The organism is Curtobacterium herbarum (genome assembly GCF_016907335.1).
Taxonomy (GTDB): domain Bacteria; phylum Actinomycetota; class Actinomycetes; order Actinomycetales; family Microbacteriaceae; genus Curtobacterium; species Curtobacterium herbarum.
Window position 1 is genome coordinate 2478093 of the sequence record NZ_JAFBBT010000001.1, and the last position, 15226, is coordinate 2493318.

At 71.8% G+C, this 15226-nt stretch carries 15 protein-coding genes; 6 read left to right on the plus strand and 9 right to left on the minus strand.

The annotated features are described in order from the left end of the window. Positions 1 to 7: 7 nt before the first annotated feature. Genes JOD51_RS11775 through JOD51_RS11790 form a run of 4 tightly spaced genes read right to left on the minus strand, consistent with a single transcriptional unit; the run spans position 8 to position 4545 of the window. Positions 8 to 1372, minus strand: a complete 1365-nt coding sequence (locus tag JOD51_RS11775) for a glycoside hydrolase 5 family protein (protein ID WP_204608658.1) — start codon at positions 1370 to 1372, stop codon at positions 8 to 10. After that, positions 1372 to 2340, minus strand: a complete 969-nt coding sequence (locus tag JOD51_RS11780; RefSeq protein WP_204608660.1) for a carbohydrate ABC transporter permease — start codon at positions 2338 to 2340, stop codon at positions 1372 to 1374. The genes JOD51_RS11775 and JOD51_RS11780 overlap by 1 nt, the downstream gene beginning before the upstream one ends. Then, positions 2337 to 3215 (minus strand): carbohydrate ABC transporter permease, encoded by an 879-nt coding sequence (locus JOD51_RS11785; RefSeq protein WP_204608663.1) that lies wholly within the window; start codon positions 3213 to 3215, stop codon positions 2337 to 2339. Before JOD51_RS11785 ends, JOD51_RS11780 begins: the two co-directional genes overlap by 4 nt. A gap of 37 nt (positions 3216 to 3252) precedes the next feature. Beyond that, on the minus strand, positions 3253 to 4545 hold the full coding sequence (locus JOD51_RS11790) for an ABC transporter substrate-binding protein (protein WP_204608665.1): 1293 nt from the start codon (positions 4543 to 4545) through the stop codon (positions 3253 to 3255). A 102-nt stretch (positions 4546 to 4647) separates the two neighbouring features. Between JOD51_RS11790 and JOD51_RS11795 the strand changes: the two genes are divergently transcribed. From JOD51_RS11795 to JOD51_RS11805, 3 genes are all read left to right on the plus strand, one after another. After that, positions 4648 to 5679 carry a LacI family DNA-binding transcriptional regulator gene (locus JOD51_RS11795; protein WP_204608667.1) on the plus strand — a complete coding sequence of 344 codons (1032 nt, stop codon included), beginning with the start codon at positions 4648 to 4650 and terminating at the stop codon, positions 5677 to 5679. A 109-nt stretch (positions 5680 to 5788) separates the two neighbouring features. Beyond that, positions 5789 to 6160, plus strand: coding sequence for a hypothetical protein (locus JOD51_RS11800; RefSeq protein ID WP_204608669.1), 372 nt, complete (start codon positions 5789 to 5791; stop codon positions 6158 to 6160). Between the two features lie 109 nt (positions 6161 to 6269). Then, positions 6270 to 6422 (plus strand): hypothetical protein, encoded by a 153-nt coding sequence (locus tag JOD51_RS11805; RefSeq protein ID WP_204608671.1) that lies wholly within the window; start codon positions 6270 to 6272, stop codon positions 6420 to 6422. Between the two features lie 51 nt (positions 6423 to 6473). Here JOD51_RS11805 and JOD51_RS11810 read toward each other — a convergent pair whose 3' ends face one another. From JOD51_RS11810 to JOD51_RS11820, 3 genes are read right to left on the minus strand one after another with little or no spacing between them, the layout of a single operon-like run. After that, positions 6474 to 7325: an EamA family transporter gene (locus tag JOD51_RS11810; RefSeq protein WP_204608673.1), complete on the minus strand. Its 852-nt coding sequence runs from the start codon at positions 7323 to 7325 to the stop codon at positions 6474 to 6476. Then, positions 7322 to 7999 carry a response regulator transcription factor gene (locus JOD51_RS11815; protein WP_111075961.1) on the minus strand — a complete coding sequence of 226 codons (678 nt, stop codon included), beginning with the start codon at positions 7997 to 7999 and terminating at the stop codon, positions 7322 to 7324. Before JOD51_RS11815 ends, JOD51_RS11810 begins: the two co-directional genes overlap by 4 nt. A gap of 30 nt (positions 8000 to 8029) precedes the next feature. Beyond that, positions 8030 to 9688 (minus strand): sensor histidine kinase, encoded by a 1659-nt coding sequence (locus JOD51_RS11820; protein ID WP_204608675.1) that lies wholly within the window; start codon positions 9686 to 9688, stop codon positions 8030 to 8032. A 183-nt stretch (positions 9689 to 9871) separates the two neighbouring features. Here JOD51_RS11820 and JOD51_RS11825 point away from each other — a divergent pair, with 183 nt between their 5' ends. Beyond that, complete coding sequence (locus JOD51_RS11825; RefSeq protein ID WP_204608677.1) at positions 9872 to 10552, plus strand: hypothetical protein; 681 nt, start codon at positions 9872 to 9874, stop codon at positions 10550 to 10552. A gap of 76 nt (positions 10553 to 10628) precedes the next feature. Here the strand turns inward: JOD51_RS11825 and JOD51_RS11830 are convergent, their stop codons facing one another. Beyond that, positions 10629 to 12035, minus strand: a complete 1407-nt coding sequence (locus JOD51_RS11830) for a serine hydrolase domain-containing protein (protein ID WP_204608680.1) — start codon at positions 12033 to 12035, stop codon at positions 10629 to 10631. Between the two features lie 33 nt (positions 12036 to 12068). Between JOD51_RS11830 and JOD51_RS11835 the strand changes: the two genes are divergently transcribed. Further along, a complete protein-coding gene (locus JOD51_RS11835; RefSeq protein ID WP_204608683.1) occupies positions 12069 to 12722 on the plus strand; it encodes an FMN-binding negative transcriptional regulator in 654 nt (217 codons plus the stop codon). After that, a complete protein-coding gene (locus tag JOD51_RS11840) occupies positions 12722 to 14215 on the plus strand; it encodes an amidohydrolase (protein WP_204608686.1) in 1494 nt (497 codons plus the stop codon). The genes JOD51_RS11835 and JOD51_RS11840 overlap by 1 nt, the downstream gene beginning before the upstream one ends. A gap of 81 nt (positions 14216 to 14296) precedes the next feature. On the opposite strand, the gene JOD51_RS11845 is transcribed toward JOD51_RS11840, so the two are convergent. After that, positions 14297 to 15226, minus strand: a complete 930-nt coding sequence (locus tag JOD51_RS11845; RefSeq protein WP_204608689.1) for an Fpg/Nei family DNA glycosylase — start codon at positions 15224 to 15226, stop codon at positions 14297 to 14299.

Here is a 15226-nt window from a genome sequence, read left to right on the forward strand (position 1 = left end):
GGTTCGGTCAGGGCATGGTCGCGGGGTGCGCGACCGAGAGCGCGGTCGTCGTGGTGTCGGCGGGGACGTCGACGCAGGTGGTGATGCCGCGCTTCGCCAGCAGGCCGGTGTCCCCGAGCCGGGAGCGCAGGACCACCTGGGGTCCGCGCCCGTCCTGCTCGGCGAGCGTCAGCCAGGCGGCGGCGAACCGGCCGCCCGGGGCCGAGTCGGCGCGGCTGTGGTGCACCGGTGACCCGTCCGGTGCGACGTCGTCGAGCACGAGCGCGGTCGACGGCGGTGCGGGGGCCTGGTGCCGTCCGTGGCCGGACGCCAGCGCCATCTCGCGGAACCGCTCCCCCGTCGGCTTCACGCGGCCGTCGTTCGTCAGGAGCCCGAGGTCGTACTCGAGCTCCGGGAAGTCCGCGAGCGAGCGGGACACGTCGTGCGAGCACCACCACGTGATGCCGGCGAGGTGCTGCACGTCGAGGGCGTGCCGGATCGTCTGCTCGGTGAAGTCCGGGGCGTCGGCCACGTCCACCACGTTGGTCGGTGCGCCGACCTCCTGCAACCAGTTCGGCCGGTCCGCGCGTCCGTTCCACGCGGCGGCGAGCTGGAGCAGGTACTCGCCGTGCCGGACGGACCCGGCGCCGAGGGCTCCGTGCAGCCGTGCGGCGCCGTTGAACACCCACGAGTGCGTGACGGTGGCGTCGCCGTGCTCGGCCGCGTGCTCGGGGCCGAACGGTTGCGCGTCGTCGTACCAGGCGGCGTCGTACTGGGCCACGGTGACCAGCGGCTGCCGGGGCGACGAGGCGGACGTGCCCCGGGCCTCCCGGCCGGTGCCGGACGCAGCGGCGCCGGTGCTGCTGCCCAGGCCCGCGCGTGCCGCGTCGACCATCGCCGCCGCCCACGCATGCCCCTGGGCCGGCGTCGTCGGGAACGGAGCCGGGTGCGGAGCGTGCGCGAACTGGTTCACCTCGTTGCCGATCGTCACCCCGAGCAGGTTCGGCCGGTCCGCCACCGCCGCGGCCAGCGCACGGACGTAGTCGGCGGTCGATGCGACGACGTCCGGGTCGGTGAACATGTTCCGGCGGTGCCAGCTGTCCAGCCACGACGGCACGAAGTCGAAGCTCGACAGGTGCCCCTGCAGCGCGTCGACGTTGACGTCGAGCCCGAACGAGCCGGCGATGTCGACGACGGTCGCGACGTCCTGCAGTGCGGCGGGTCGGATCAGGGTGCGGTTCGGCTGCACGACCGGCCAGAGCGGGAAGATCCGCACGTGGTCGGCGCCGAGACCCGCGATGGCCTCGAGGTCCCGCGCGGTGTCCGAGGGCGAGAAGTCCAGCCACGAGTGGAACCAGCCGACCGACGGCGTGTGGTTGACCCCGAAGCGCATCAGCCCTTCACCCCGCCCTCTTCCACGCCCTTGAAGAAGAAGCGCTGCAGGAGGGCGAAGATCACCGCGATCGGGATGAAGGCGATCATCGTGCCGGCCGCGATCATCCGCTGGTCGGTGGCGAAGGTGCCCTGCAGGTACTGCAGGCCGACGGTCAGGGTGAGCTTGTCCGGCGACTGCAGGACGATGAGCGGCCAGAGGAAGTCGTCCCATGCACCGATGAACGAGAAGATCGCGATCACGGCGATGGTCCCCTGCACGGCCGGGAACGAGATGTACCGGAGTCGCTGCAGTGCGTTCGCGCCGTCCATCACGGCCGCCTGGTCGATCTCCTCGGGCACCTGCCGGAAGGCGTTGAACATGAGCAGCACGTTGAGCGCCGCGATCATGCCGGGCAGGGCAACCCCGACCAGGGAGTCGGCGAGGCCTAGGTCCTTGACGGTGACGAACTGCGAGATGATCGTCGCCTCGCCCGGCAGCACCAGGGTGGCGAGGAACAGGCCGAGCACCAGCTTGCGGAACCGCCACTGCAGCCGTGCCAGCGCGAAACCGGCGAGGGTCGCGAAGACGATGTTCCCGAGCACGTCGATCGCGGCGACGATGAGCGAGTTGCCGATGTAGCCGAAGACCGGGATCGCGTCGGCGACCCGCAGGTAGTTGCCGATCGTCGGCTGCGACGGGATGAACGACGGGTTCGCGGTGTAGATGTCCTCGCCGGTGCCCTTGAGCGAGGTCGAGAGCTGCCAGAGGAACGGGCCGATCGTGATGAACAGCACCACGACGAGCAGGACGTAGCGGATCACCTTCTCGCGGGTGGACATCACGCCCCACACGGCACGGCGGCGCCGCTTGCCGGTCGGCCTGGAGGCTCCCCCTCCGCCCGTCGCGCCGGCCACGTCGGGCGTCGGTGCGGCCAGGCCGGCGTTGCCGCCGATGACGGGCTCGCTGGTGTCGGTCGTGTTCGTCACTTGTCCGCCTTGCTGTTCATCCGGGCGAGGGCGAGCATCGGGACGAGCGTCACGGCGAAGAGCAGGAGGCTCAGGGCGGACGCGTAGCCGAGGTTGCCGGTGAAGCCGCGGGCGTACTGCTGGATGAGCATGACGAGGGAGTTGTCCTGGCCGCCGGGGCCGCCCGTCCCGTTCGTCAGGATGTAGAGCTCGCTGAACACCCGGAGCGCGGAGACGCAGACCAGGATGCCGACGAGGGTCATCGTGCCGCGCACGCCGGGCATCGTGACCGACCAGAAGCGTCGGACCGAGCCGGCGCCGTCGAGTGCGGCGGCCTCGTGCAGGTCCTTGCCGACGTTCCCGAGGGCCGCCAGGAAGATGATCATGTAGTAGCCGAGGCCCTTCCACACGGTCAGGCTGATGGCGCTGAACAGCAGGAGCCACCGGTCGGTGAGGAACGGGATCGCCCCCTGCGCGATGCCGAGCGACTGGGCCATCTCGTTGATGACGCCGCGGTCGTCGAGGATCCAGTTCCAGATCAGCCCGACGACCACCGCGCTCGCGATCACCGGCGTGTAGTACGCGGTGCGGAAGAACGCGATGCCGGGCATCTTGTGCTGGACGAGCACCGCCATCAGGAGCGGGAGGACCGTCAGCAGCGGCAGGCACACCGCCATGTAGATGACGCTGTTGAGCAGCGCCTCCCACACCTGCGGGTCCGCGAGCAGGGTCCGGAAGTTCGCCGTCCCCACCCACGCGCTGACCCCGCCGAGCGGGCTGGCGTTCGTGAACGACAGCCGCACGGTGTTGATCGACGGCCAGAGACTGAACGCGAGCAGCCAGACCAGTGCGGGCAGCACCAGCAGCCAGGGCGTGAACCAACGGTTCGCACGCATGACGATCCTCCCTCTTCCTTGACGTGACGGGGCTGGATCAGCCGTTGGCGAGCAGGGTGTTCATCTTGTCCTGGGCGGTCTGCAGCGCCTTCTCGGGGCTGACGCCGCCCTTCATCGCCAGTGCGATCTGCTGGTCGAGGAAGTCGGTCATGGCCGAGTTGGCCTCGACCGGGTTGAGGTTCTTCGCGGTCTTCAGCGCCTCGTTGGCGAGCACGCGGGCCTTGGCCTGCACGGTGCCGTCGTCCTTCGAGAAGAACGGGTCGGACTGCGACGACTTCGTCGACGGGAAGATGTTCACCAGGTGTGCGAACGCCTCCTGGTTCTTCGCGTTCGTCATGAACGCGGCGAGCGCTTCGGCGGTGGCGATGTGCTTGCTCTTCGCCGAGACGCTGAGGCCCTGGACGTAGAGCGGCGGGTTGTCCAGCGCCGGGGAGACGATGATGTTGCCCTTGAGCGACGGGTTGTTCTTCTCGAAGTCGCTGATCGCGGTCGCGCCACCGGTGGTCCAGGCGACCTTGCCCTGCGTGAACAGGGTGGAGTTGCCGAGGTAGTCGGTGTTGAGGACCGACGACGGCATCAGGCCTTCCTTGTAGGCCTTCGCGTACTTCGTGATGAGGTCGGCGGCCTTCGACGAGTTCGCGAATGTGAACTTCGTGCCGTCGGCGTTGAGGATCTTGACGCCGGCGAGCGAGAAGTCGCTCAGGCCGGGCTTGCGGCTCATCAGGTAGTCGTCCGGGCACTTCTGGTGCATGGTCTCGGCCTGCGAGAAGAGCTCGTCGGTCGTCTTCGGCGGGTTCGCCGGGTCGAGACCGCACTTCGTGAACATCGTCTTGTTCCAGTAGTCGATGTCGGTGTTGAGGTACCAGGGGTAGCCGAAGGTGCCGTCGACGCCCTTGTAGTTGTAGGCGGTGAGCGAACCCTTCACGTAGGTGCTCGAGAGTGTGCTGTCGTCCTTCGCGACGTCCTGCAGGAAGCCGCGCTTGGCGAGGGGCAGGGCGATGTCCGGCGGCAGGTTGACGACGTCGGGCAACGAGTTCGACGAGGCCTGGCTGAGCACCTTGTCGGCGTAGCCGTCGCCGGGCTGGTCGACGAGCTTGACCTGCGCGTCCGGGTACTTCTTCTCGAACGCCTTCACGACCCCGTCGAGGTAGTCCGTGTAGGTCGGCGTGAGGGCCCAGGTCTGCAGGGTGATCGACCCGCTGACCTTCCCGTCACCGCCGGTGCTGGCGGTGCCGCCGCTCGAGCAGCCGGTGAGGACGAGGGCGGTCGCTGCGGCGCCTGCCAGGATCGCGGCCACTCGGCCCGACGTGGTGCGGTGGGTGCTTCTCATCGTTGCTGACTCCTTCGTCGAGCTGCTGAACCGGTTCAGTCTTCTGGGCCGAACCCCTGCGTGACGGCAAAGATGCCCGACTAAAGCGCTATAGTCAACCCCGTGGCCACAGGACGTCGAACGACGATCGCGGACATCGCAGCCCGGGCTGGCGTGTCCATCAGCGCCGTGTCGTTCGCACTGAACGGGCGCCCCGGCGTCTCCGAGGCAACACGCGAACGGGTGCGCCAGGTGGCCCGAGACCTCGACTGGCAGCCGCACACCGCCGCGCGGGCCCTGGGCGGCGCGAAGGCCGGGTCGATCGGCTTCGTCCTGAACCGGCCGGCGCGCACCCTGGGGACCGAGTCGTTCTTCGGCGACCTGATCTCCGGCATCCAGCTCGGCCTGACCGGCACCCACATCGGCATGACGCTGCTCGTCGCCCGTGACGCCGAGGAAGAGCTCGAGACCTACCGGGACTGGTGGCGCGGGCACCGGGTCGACGGCGTGATCGTGATCGACCCGCGGCGGGACGACGACCGCCTGCGCCTGCTCGCCGAACTCGGCATGCCGTCGGTCGTCGTCGGCTCGCACCCCTCGCCCGCCGGCGCGGCCCCGAGCGTCTGGATCGACGACTCGGACGCCACCGACACGGTCCTGCGCTACCTGCGGGCCCTCGGACACCGGCGGATCGCGCACGTCTCCGGACCACCAGAGTTCGAGCACACCGCACTCCGCATCGACCGGGTGCGGGCGTTCGCCGGCGACGACCCCGACGACCGGACCGAGTCCGTCCCGACCGACTACTCCGCCGAGGCCGGCGCCGCAGCCACCCGCCGCCTGCTCTCCGGGGCGACGAGACCGACCGCGATCGTGTTCGACAACGACGTGCTCGCCGTCGCCGGGCTCGGCGTCGCCAGCGAGATGGGCGTACGAGTGCCGCAGGACGTCTCGATCGTGTCGTTCGACGACTCCGCGATGATCCGGCTCGTGCGGCCGGCGATCACCTCGCTGACGCGTGACACCGTCGAGCTCGGACAGCGGGCCGCCGTGCTGCTCCGGGAGCAGATCGAGGCCGACACCGCCCTGCCGTCGCGCCCGGGCCCCGAACTGACGCTGAGCGTCCGGGAGTCCACGGCCCGCGTCACCCCCTGACCCACACCCGCCGGGTCGCCCCGGGCAGCCGCCCGCGCGAGTCGTCCCGGACACGCCGGAGCACGCGTCGGACTTGACGCGACATTCGAACACACGTTCGAATACACCGGTGGGACGGCGTCGCGAGAACCGGTGGCAGCCCCCGGAACACCCGGAGGTGGAACGCCCGAGCGCCTTCTCCCTGTCGGAGGACGCCCGGGGCGGTGACGTCTGCCACGCGGTCACCCCGTTGCCGGTCTGGGCATGGGTGCAGTTCCCGACCTTCCACGTCCGCGTCAAGGCCTTCGCCCGCAGCTGGACCCGCGACGCCGTCCTGGTCGAGTGGGCGCAGTTCGGTCAGCAGGCCGAGGCCTGGATCTGGCGGTCGGCCGTGAAGCACCGCACCCTCCGCCCGGTCGATCCGCGGACCGGGCAGGCACCGACGAACGGCAGCCGATCCGACCCGCGACCGGCACGATCGCGTTCCCCGGAGTCCACGTGACGCACTGCGTTGACTTCCCGACCCCCGACGAGGATCGTTCGTGACACGCCGGTTCGTGGAACTTCTCGATCATCGAGACATCCGGCCGGACCCCCGAGGAGGCGGCACCGTGCAGAAGTCCGATGTGCCGACCTGGGTCGCCCACGTGCTCACCCCGCCCGAGGTCATCGCCGCCTACGTCGACCGCCGCGTGAACGACCCGGCGCTGCTGTCGGGCGTGCAGTCGGAGCCCACGTACGCGGACTTCCTCCGCGCCGAGTAGGCCGACAAGGCCGAGTGGCGGGACCGGCGGCAGACCACCACCGCGGCGACCTCAGACCGCCGCAGCGCCCCGTCGCGACGTGAGCGTGACCCCCGCGCTCGCCGCGGTGACGCAGACCAGGGCGACGACCTCGAGCAGCGACAGGGCCTCGCCCAGGACGACCAGGCCGGCGAGTGCCGCGATCGCCGGGCCGAGGCTCTGCAGCACGCCGAACACCCGCGTCGGCATCCGGCGGAGCGCGGACATCTCGAGCGCGTAGGGCAGCACGCTCGACAGCAGCGCGACGACGCCGAACACCACGAGCAGCACCGGATCGGCCGCGACACCGGTGACGGCGGGCCGCAGTCCGAACGGCAGCGCCACCACCATCGCGACGAGCATCGACACCGCCAACCCGTCGATGCCCGGGATCGCCGCACCGACGCGGCGGTTCATGACGATGTACGCGGCCCAGCACCCGGCGGCGAGGACGGCGGCGAGCACTCCCCCGACGTCACCGACCGCGGACGGTCCGACGCCGAGCAGCACCACGCCGGCGAGCGCGAGCGCCGCCCAGACCGCATCGCGCCACCGCCGGGTGTGGGCGAGGGAGAGCGTCAGCGGGCCGAGGAACTCGATCGTCACCGCGACGCCGATCGGGATCGTGGCGAACGCCACGTAGATGAACAGGTTCATGCCGCCGAGGGCCAGGCCGAGCAGGACCGCGGCGAGCCACTGCGCGCGCGTCCAGTGCCGGACCCGGGGGCGCACGACGAGCGCCAGGACGACGGCACCGATGACGAGCCGGAGGGTGGCGGCACCGACCGAGCCGACCTCCTCGAAGCGGGTCTTCGCGACCGCGGCGCCGATCTGCACGGACACCATCGCGGTGAGGGCCAGCAGCGGTGCCGGGACCCGGGTCATCCGAGGTAGGCCAGGACGGCCAGGACTCGGCGGTGGTCCTCGCCGGTGTCCTCGAGCGCGAGCTTGCCGAAGATGCTCGTGACGTGCTTCTCGACCGCTCCGGTGCCGATGACGAGCGCCCGGGCGATGGCGGCGTTGGTGCGGCCCTCCGCCATCAGGCCGAGCACCTCGCGCTCACGGGGCGTCAGCGCCGCCAGGGGGTCGCGGCGGCGACTCATCAGCTGGGTGACGACCTCGGGGTCGAGCACCGTGCCTCCCGATGCGACCCGGCGGACGGCGTCGTCGATCTCGTCGAGCCGGGTGACGCGGTCCTTCAGCAGGTAGCCGATGCCGGCGCTGCCGGCGGCCAGGACGTCCTCGGCGTAGGCCGCCTCGACGTACTGGGAGAGCAGCAGGATGCCGGTCCGCGGTGCGATCCGCCGGGCCTCGACGGCGGCGCGGACGCCCTCGTCGGTGAAGGTCGGCGGCATCCGGACGTCCATCACGACGACGTCCGGCGTCAGCGTGGGCAGTGCTGCGAGGAACGACGCCGGGTCGCCGAACTGGCCGACGACGTCGATGCCGGCCTCGTCGAGCACACGGGCCAGGCCTTCGCGGAGCAGGACGGCGTCGTCGACGACGACGGCCCGGATGCGGACGGCCCGGATGCGCGCTGCATCCGGGCCGTCGGTCATGCGGTCAGCCTAGTGGCGGACGCGGTCCGCTCACGTGCGCGGCGTGGGCACGCCGTTCAGGGCACCGAGCGGGATCCGGGCGGTCGCCTCGGTCGGTCCGCCGAGCGGGCTGGACACGGTCAGTTCGCCGTCCAGGGCGCGCATCCGGCCCATCAGGCCCTCGATGCCGTGTCCTTCGCGCGGGCTCGCCCCACCGCGGCCGTCGTCCGTGACGCTGACCGTCAGGAACCAGGTGCCCGCGGTGTCGACGAGCAGCCCGAGGTACACCCCGGCCACCGAGGCACCGGCGTGCTTGGCGGTGTTCGTCAGCAGCTCGCTCACCGTGAAGTACACGTTCCGCTGGATCTCGGTCGCGAGCTCCAGGCCCTCGGGCAGGCGGATGTCGAGGCCGACCGGGATCGGCGAGCGGGAGCAGAGCGCCTCGAGGGCGGCGACCAGGCCGCGGTCGAGCAGGATCGGCGGCGCGAATCCGCGGGACAGCGCCCGGAGCTCATCGAGCGCGTCCTGGGCGTGACCCGACGCCTCACCGATCAGTCGCTTGGCCCGCTCCGGGTCCTTCTCGAACGACCGCTCGGCCGCGGCCAGGTCCATCCGCAGTCGGACGAGTCGCTGCTGCGGTCCGTCGTGCAGGTCGCGCTCGATCTGCCGGAGCGCCTGCCCCTCGGCCGTCACCGCACCGGCGCGGGATGCCTGGAGGCCCGCCACGCGCTCCTCGAGCACCTCGGCTCGGAAGCCACCGAGCAGACCGTGGTCGATCCAGTAGTGCGCGAGCACCGAGCCGCGCAGCCAGAGCGGGAAGAGGACGACACTCGCCGCCATCGACAGGAGAGCGAGGAAGACGAGGCCGGCGGCGGACCCGACCTGGGTGGTGTCGATCATGAACGTGCCCGCCACGACGTAGGCGAGCACCGCGACGACCGGCCAGAGGAACCCGACCGCCAGCAGCAGCCCGGCGCCGACGGTCACGATGGCCGCGAGCGGGTAGACGACGACCGCGTGCAGCAGGTACAGCCAGTAGTGCGGGTTCGCGACCGCCGAACCCGTGCGCGTCCACCAGTTCTGCTGCCACTTCGGCGTCCAGTCCACCGGGCGGATCGGCCGCGGGTCGGCCCAGCTCATCCGGAGCTTCTCGAACTGGCCGAGCCACCGGGCGACGAACAGCGCCACGAAGAACAGCAGCAGGGTGAACGGGTTGAGGACGTCGCGGGAGCCGAGGCCGCCGATGCCCAGGATCGCGGGGAACGCGAAGTACAGGGTGCAGAGGAGCACCGCCGTCAGGGCCATGTACCCGAAGTCCCGCGGCGACCGACGCCAGGCCTCCCGGTAGAAGGCGCCGGCGCTCGCCCGGCCACCACTGCCTCCGCTGCCGGAGCGGATCGGGGCGTCCGGACCGCGCCCGCCGGGCGTCGACGGGGTCGGCACCGATGGGGACGGGGTCGACGAGGACGGCTTCGGTGGCTGCGGGGTGCTCACCGGCGGCGTCGGGCCCGCCGGCGTCGCCGACACCGGCGGGGTCGCGTCCCAGGCGCCGGGAGGCCCAGAAGGACCGGGTACAGGGGCGGTGGGCATCGGGATGGTCGCTTCCGGTGTCGTGGTGTCGAGCGGAACGGTCTCGGCGTGGTCGGGCGAGGTCACGGCATCGTCCAGGGGGACGGTGCGAGCCAGGTCGAGCCGGTCGGTGTCGGTCATGCATCGAGCCTCGCCCAGGAGCGGGCCCGGTCCCATCCTGCCGCCTCCCGGACCCGTGGTGGGGTTGTCCCCACCCCCGTTCTCCACAGCCCTCCGCCACCCTCTGGTCGCAGCAGCCGGTGATGTGTAGAGTGCCGACACTGCACCGACCCAGCACGACGCAGGACAGCACGAGGGGGAACCATGCACGACACCACACGCGACCGACTGACGGCACTCGCCGCGGTCGTCGCCGCACTCGTCCCGGCGTTCCCTGTGGTGGCCGAATGGCTGCAGTTCGCCCTCGTCCTGCAGGAGCAGTACTCGGTCACGTTCCGGATCGTGATGGTCGTCGGCATCGTCGCCGCAGCCCTGGTGACGGTCCGGGCCCTCCGCGGTCGTGACCGCGTCCTGCTCGTCTTCGCCCTCGCCGCATTGGCCTACTCGGTGGCGAGCCTCGTGCCCAGCGCCGTCTGGGGTCTCCGCAGCGTGCTGTTCATCGTGTCCTGGGTCCTGCTGTTCGTCTTCGGACTCCTGCTCGTCGTGCGGATCAGGACCCGCACCACGACGGGCACCAGGACGGGCACCGCGGTGAGCAGCACCACGGTGAGCAGCACGGCCGGTGCTGCGAGCGGTCGCTTCCACCGCGTCACCGCCTGGGCCGTGCTCGTCGGCGCCGCCGTGTGGCTCGCGTGGACGGTCGTCCAGCCGGTGCTCTTCACGCTCTGGATCCCGCCGCAGGACGCCCTGACCGCCGTGTTCGAGGTCCCGCAGGCCGCACTGCTCGTGGCGTGCATCGGCGCCGTGCTGGTGTTCGTGCCGCCGCTGGTCCGCCCGGTCGGCGACGGTGCCCGGCGGCTGTGGGAGACGGCCGACGTCCGCTGACGCCGACCGTCTTGCCCACTCCGGAGGACCGGCGGACCGGCGGACCGGCGGACCGGCGGATCTGAGGGCCCGGGGCTCAGACGAGCGCCGCGGCGACCTCGGGCGACTCCGCCGGCACCGACCACGGGCGCTGGGTCATGCCGCTGTCGCCCCGGACCGACACGATCCCGCCGGAGTCGTCACGGGTGAACACGATGTCCTCGTCGATGGACCCGAACCGGTTCCCCGACGCCATCCGCAGCGTGTCGGCGTCGACGACCTCCAGGCGCACCGGCGACTCGGTCGGCACGGGCTGCGTCGGGTCGATCGCCAGCAGCCGGTCCCCGACACGGGCGATGTCGGTGATGCCCTCGAACGTGGTGAAACGCCCGGTGTAGCGGTCGGTGTCGACGTCCGCCGGCACCGGCGTCCCGGGGGCGTGCTCGTCCGCGGCGGCGTCGAGCAGGTGCACGATGCCGTACGCCAGCATCGTCGCCGGACCCGTGGCGCTGCTCGTCAGCACCGACACGACCAGCGAGGACGCGGGGTCGAAGACCGACTGCGTGATCTGCCCGGGGAACCCGCCGGAGTGGCCACGGACCTCCCGGCCGTTGATCCGGTCGACGATGAACCCGGCGCCGTAGCCGCGCGCGGCGGGGTCGCTGTCCAGGGCGCTCCACGCCTTCCGCTGGGCCAGGCGCTTGGCGTGGTCGGAGAGCAGCGAGCCGCGACCGGGGACGTGGGCGGAGAAGTACCGGACCAGGTCCGAGGCGGTGCCGTGGAACCCGGTGGCCGCGGCGAGCGCCCCCGTCGTCACGTGCGGGACCCGCTGCCGGGTCCGGGCGGTGTGCAGGCCGGTGTAGCCGACGACGTACTCGTCCTCGCGCGCCGGGTCGAACTCGGCGCCGGTGCCGGTGAGGCCGAGCGGCTCGGTGATCGCCGTGCGGACGTGGTCGGCGTAGCTGGTGCCGGTGACCGCTGCGATGACCAGGCCGAGCAGGCCGTAGCCCAGGTTCGAGTAGTTGAACGCCGACCCGACGGGCACCTTCGCACCGCCCGCGACGACGAGGGCGACCAGTTCGTCGGCGTCCGGGAACGGGTGTGCCAGTGCCCAGTGGTCGCCGTCGGCCCCGTCGCGGACGACACCGGCGCCCATCTCCATGAGCTCGCGGACCGTGGCGTCGGCGATCGGTGACCCGGCCTCGACCAGGGCGGGGACGAACGTGCCGACGGTGTCGTCGAGGCGCAGGGCACCCTGGTCGGCGAGCTGGAGCAGTGCGGTGGCCGTGAAGGTCTTCGAGTGCGAGGCGATCCGGAACAGGTCGCTGTTCGTCAGGCGCCGGCCGGCCTCGACGTCCGCGTACCCGAAGGCGTCGGCGAACAGCTCCTGCCCCTCGAACCCGACGGCGACCTGGACGCCGGGCAACCGCAGCTGCCACACCTTGTAGGCGATCCACTCACGGGCGTAGGGCAGGACGGACTCGTAGGCAGCGCGCTTCTCCATGCCGGACAGCCTGGCATGTGCCACGCTCGTCGCATGCGGCACACACCCTCCTTCCTGATGACCGAGGTCGACGAGGTGCGCCGGCTCATCGACGGGAACCCCTGGGCGACGATCGTGTCGCACACGGCCGCGGGGCTGGTGGCGTCGCACTACCCGTTCCTGCTCGAGCCGAGCGCCGACGACGAGCTCGTCCTGGTGTCCCACGTCGGCCGTCCGGACGAGGTCGCGCACGAGCTCGGCCGCCACGAGGTCCTGGTCGTCGTGCAGGGCCCGCACGGCTACGTCTCCCCCGCCTGGTACCCGCCGGAGCAGTTCGTCCCCACCTGGAACCACACCACCGCGCACCTGTGGGGCACGCCGGAGATCCTGTCCGACGACGAGAACTTCCGGGTCCTCGGTGACCTGGTCGACCACTTCGAGCGGGCGATGCCGTCCCCGGTGTCGCTCGACGTCGACGAGGACACCGCCCGGCGCATCGCCCGCGGCACGGTCGGCATCCGGCTGCGGGTCACCCGGTTCGACGCGCGCGCGAAGCTCAGCCAGAACAAGGCGCCCGAGGTCGCCGATCGGGTGATCGCGGGCCTCCGTGCCGACGGGCCGTACGCGGCGCCGGCGCTGGCGGACGAGATGGCGCGGGTGCGGGCACGCTCTGCGGACGTGCGGGACGACGGGCGGGAGGCGCGGTGATGGTCGTCCTGCTCCGCACCGTCCGCCGTGTGGGCACGTCCGGCGCCCCGGCCGACGTGCTCGTCGTCGACGGACGGATCGCCGCGATCGGACCCGCCGGGACGATCGACGTACCGACCAGCGCGGACCTGCCGACCGGCACCTCGCTCGACGTCGAGGTCGTCGAGGCGGACGGCGCCTGGCTCGGACCCGGCCTCCGCGACCACCACGTGCACTTCGACCAGTGGGCCCTGATGCGGCAGCGCGTCGACGTGCAGGACTGCGCGAGCGCCGAGGAGACCGCCGACCGCCTCGCCGACGCCGCCCGGACCGCGCTGCCGGACCGTGTCGTCGTCGGGCACGGCTACCGGGACGGGCTCTGGCCGACCCCCGCACGACGTGAGCTGCTCGATGAGGCCGCCCCGGGCCTCCCGGTCGTCGTCGTGGCCGCGGACCTGCACGCCGTCTGGTGCAACACGCGCGCCCTCGCGCACTTCGCCGGCATGCTGGGCCGCGCCCTGCCCGCGGGAGCAGACGGCGTCCTCCGCGAACAGGACGCGTTCGACGTGACCGGCGCGCTCTCCCGCGTCCCCGACGACCTGCTCGATGCCGCCGTCGCGGAAGCGGTCGACGCCGCTGCCCAGCGCGGGGTGACCGGGGTCGTCGACCTCGAGATGGTCTTCGGACTCGACCGGTGGGCGCGCCGGATCGCGGCCGGCACGGACGGCATCCGCGTCGCCTCCGGGGTGTACCCGGGCGAGCTCGACGACGTGGTCGCACGCGGCCTCCGCACCGGCGACGTCGTGCCCGGCACCCGGGGGCTGCTCACGATGGGGCCGTTCAAGGTGATCACGGACGGGTCCCTCGGCACCCGGACCGCGGCGACGTCGGACGGCGCAGGGCTCCTCACCTGGACGCCGGAGGACCTGGTCCCCGTGCTCCGCCGTGCCGTCGCCGCCGGACTCGTCCCCGCCGTGCACGCCATCGGCGACCGTGCCGTCACCCTGGCGCTCGACGCATTCGAGACCGTCGGCACCCGCGGCACGATCGAGCACGCCCAACTGCTGCAGCCCGCGGACGTCCCCCGGTTCGCGCAGCTCGGCGTCGTCGCCTCGGTGCAGCCCGAGCACGCGATGGACGACCGTGACATCGCGGACCGACACTGGGCGGGCCGCACCGACCGGGCGTTCCCGTTCGCGTCGCTCGAGCGTGCCGGAGCGCGGATGCAGCTCGGGTCGGACGCCCCCGTCGCGCCGCTCGACCCGTGGGTGGCGCTCGCCGCCGCCGTCGGCCGGGACCGCGACGGCCGCAGCCCGTGGCATCCCGAGCAGCGGATGTCCGCGCTCGCCGCGTGGCGGGGCAGCACCGACGGCCGGGTCGGCGTGGCCGTCGGCGACGTCGCCGACCTGGTCCTGGTGCCGTCCGACCCGCTCACGGCGACGTCGGCCGCACTCCGCACGATGCCGGTCCTGGCCACGGCCGTCGCCGGTCGCTGGACCCACCGGGCCCTGTAGGTCCGCAAAACGCAACGGTGGCGTCGTCACGCGAGGGAACACCCTTGCGGAGCGCCGCCACCGTTGCGTTTTGCGGCAGGGCTACTTCTGGTCCTTCGGGCACCAGTAGAGCTTGCGGCCGGCCATGTCGGCGATCCGGATCTCGGTGCCGCAGACCCGGCAGGGTTCGCCCTGGCGGTGGTACACCCAGTGCCGGTCCTTCCGCGAGCGCAAGGCTTTCTTGTGGTCGGCGTCGGACAGGCCGTCCATCGTCAGCATCAGGCCGTCGCGGACGCCGTCGTGCAGCAGCTTCGACCAGTCCGCCCAGAGCGCCTTCGCCTGCTTGACGGTGATCTTCTTCCCCACCTTGTACGGGTCGATGCGCTGCCGGAACAGCAGCTCGGCGCGGTAGATGTTGCCGATTCCGCTCACCACGGACTGGTCCATCAGCAGCTGCCCGATCGCCACGTTGCGCTTCCGGACGTTCTCGACGAACACCTTCTCGGCCTCGGGACCGTCGTCGTTCATCGGGTCCGGCCCGAGCTTGTCGAGCGCCCGCTGCACCCCGGCCGGGTCCTCGACGACACAGGCGGTCGGGCCGCGGAGGTCGGCGACGGTGTCCTCGGTGAGCAGCCGTACGCGCACCTGGCCGACCGGGTCCGGCGGGAACGCCTCGATCGGGTCCTCGTTCTTCTCCTGCTCGGCCATCCGGTAGCGGGCGAGTCGCGGGGCGCCGATGGAGGACAGGGACTCCTCGCGGTCGTCGTCGTCCGACAGCGCCTCGGCCGTGGAGATCACGCCCGCGAAGTCCCACGCCCCGTACAGGCCCAGGTGGACGCGGAGGAACAGGTCGTCCTCGAACTCCAGGAACATCTGCTTGCCGACGGCCCGGGAGGCGATCAACTGCTTGCCGTCCAGCTGTGCGGCCCCCGCGGCGAACCGGCCCTGGGGACTGGACACCTCGCAGCGCTTGCCGACGAAGTGGCGGGTGAACTGGTTGGCGATTCGGTGGACGGAGTGACCCTCGGGCAT